Below are 1,979 nucleotides of genomic sequence, written 5' to 3'. Positions count from 1 at the left end.
TTGTACTTGGTAGTAGTGCTAAGAAGATGGTGAGCGCAGCACTACCCATAGGAGCAAGCGCTTTTATTGTCATGGTGGGATAGTATTGAGTTTTTTAACATACATTGAACCAAGAGGAACTCTGTTCTCAAAGTCAGCCTTTTGTGGATTTATGTAGCCGACTTCTAAGTCTGCGCTTTGTCCTTCCCATCTGTCATTGTAATTAATATTATTAAATAGTGCATATCCTTGGGGATTAGGATTTGCTTGACTATAGCTATTATCTTCCTCAGTCATGGCATAATATTTTTTACCCTGTGCTAATCCAGTAACAAGAAGTCGATTACTTCCCATTTTGCACATTATTTGTCCTGAAGGTGGGCTAGAGGCAAGTGTAGGTGTGGGGATTGAAAGTAGAAATAGTACTATGATGGCGTTTAGTTTTTTCATATTTGTAGTTAAAAAAAATATGGCGATTAAGTTTAATAATCGCCGCTTGCTAATAATAAAAAAGACTTATTTTGGCCAGTTGGAGGGTGTGTAAGCAGCATAAGTTCCGTCAGATGCTTTCTTACAAACGGGGCCATGACCAGAGTCAGGTAAGCTAGCAAGTGTGTAGCTACTACCATTGATTGTAAAGGTGGCGGGGAGTGTAGAGCCTTTTGAAGCGCGGAGTAAGGCGTTACCGCACCCGTTAACAGTAATACTTCTCATTGAATCAGCTAGGACTGAAATTGAGACAGAAGCACCGGGTGTTTTGCCCACAATAATGACTTGTCCTTTCGCAGTTTTGAAATTTCCAGTCCTCGACTCCGCAAATGTTCCATTCACGCAAGCAGGGAGTGTTTGAGTAGATAAATTAGCATAGTTGATTGCTAATCCATCTACAGTTAATCCAGTGAACTCTGGATTTCCCTTCGGAGTAGAAATTTTTACACTTCCACACTCTGTAGCTATCTTTGATGTTGTCTTGGCTAATTGCCCCAAGTCTACTGCCACCTTACTGTTCGCGGTTCCGTCAATGTAGACGGTTGTCACTCCATTCTCAGTCGCTTTATAGACTGATGCGCCATTATATTGAACAGCAGCAGCAGGAGCCATAGAGTAAGCTAAACTGCTCACACCAAATAAAGCAGATATCAGTTTTTTTGAAAATCTCATACTAAAAATTGATTTATTGCTTCTCAATTCTAGGTTTAAAAGATACAGCGTAAATAAGAAAGATTACTAGTATCCTTTTGAGGAAAATATTTAAGTCTATATCAATATCGATAGTATTTGTAGCTAGAAACATTGTAGTTAAATGTAGCAAATTTATCCTATTACTGATAATCGCCAGCCTTCAACTGAAACTTAGAAAGGCATGAGAATCAAGCATGATAACACGCTGATGATTCTTAATGATGGTTTAACAGATGTCTATTAGCTTGCCTGCATTAATGCGAATTGAGTTGAAGCTAAACGAAATCTTCAAAGACTGGTTCAGGAAACCAAGGGAAAAGAGTTCTTAGGGATGATTGGCGATCGCAGTAGCTCCAATCAGGGCATCAGTCTTGGTGAAGTCTTCACAATCCCAAACCTCATAGCCTTCCAAAATGCTGAAAGTTTGGCTAAGTCTAAGCATCTGGGTATATGGGTAAAGAAATAGTCTATGAAGCATCTTGGTTTAGGTAGGGCGATGCCCCTGACGCCCGACTTCGCGCAGGGCGCTCCGTCCGGCTGCTTGCAACATGGCTCCGTCCTCCCTACGGTCGAACCGAGCGGGAAAATTTACATTCTTGGTTTGGGCAGGGTGGGGCAACCCGCCAAGTCGATCAGCGGATGTACGAGTTGGGGAAGCAACTTCTAGGCGGCACTTTCACATCCTGACCCCCAACTCGACCCCGCTTCCTTCGGCTTGTCGGGCTTCAAAAAAAAATGCTTAAAAAGCTATATCTGTGGTGGTGCAGTGGCAAAATTCTTCATCCAGCAGTGAGATATAGCTTAGCCTCAACGTCTCG

Annotated in this window: 2 protein-coding genes; both read right to left on the bottom strand. The window is 42.1% G+C overall.

Annotated elements, in window-relative coordinates; genetic code table 11:
• Positions 1 to 69: 69 nt before the first annotated feature.
• Complete coding sequence (locus tag G4P69_RS37380; protein ID WP_208354957.1) at positions 70 to 429, bottom strand: hypothetical protein; 360 nt, start codon at positions 427 to 429, stop codon at positions 70 to 72.
• Between the two features lie 66 nt (positions 430 to 495).
• Positions 496 to 1,140, bottom strand: a complete 645-nt coding sequence (locus tag G4P69_RS37375; RefSeq protein ID WP_208344484.1) for a hypothetical protein — start codon at positions 1,138 to 1,140, stop codon at positions 496 to 498.
• Positions 1,141 to 1,979: the final 839 nt, after the last annotated feature.

Origin of the sequence: Aetokthonos hydrillicola CCALA 1050, from assembly GCF_017591665.1 — a bacterium.
Lineage (GTDB): Bacteria > Cyanobacteriota > Cyanobacteriia > Cyanobacteriales > Nostocaceae > Aetokthonos > Aetokthonos hydrillicola.
This window is presented reverse-complemented; position numbering and strand designations above follow the sequence as displayed.

What these genes read in the sequence shown, in the direction of transcription:
- G4P69_RS37380 (WP_208354957.1), bottom strand. Translation starts at nt 429, where the DNA reads ATGAAAAAACTAAACGCCATCATAGTACTATTTCTACTTTCAATCCCC.
- G4P69_RS37375 (WP_208344484.1), bottom strand. Translation starts at nt 1,140, where the DNA reads ATGAGATTTTCAAAAAAACTGATATCTGCTTTATTTGGTGTGAGCAGT.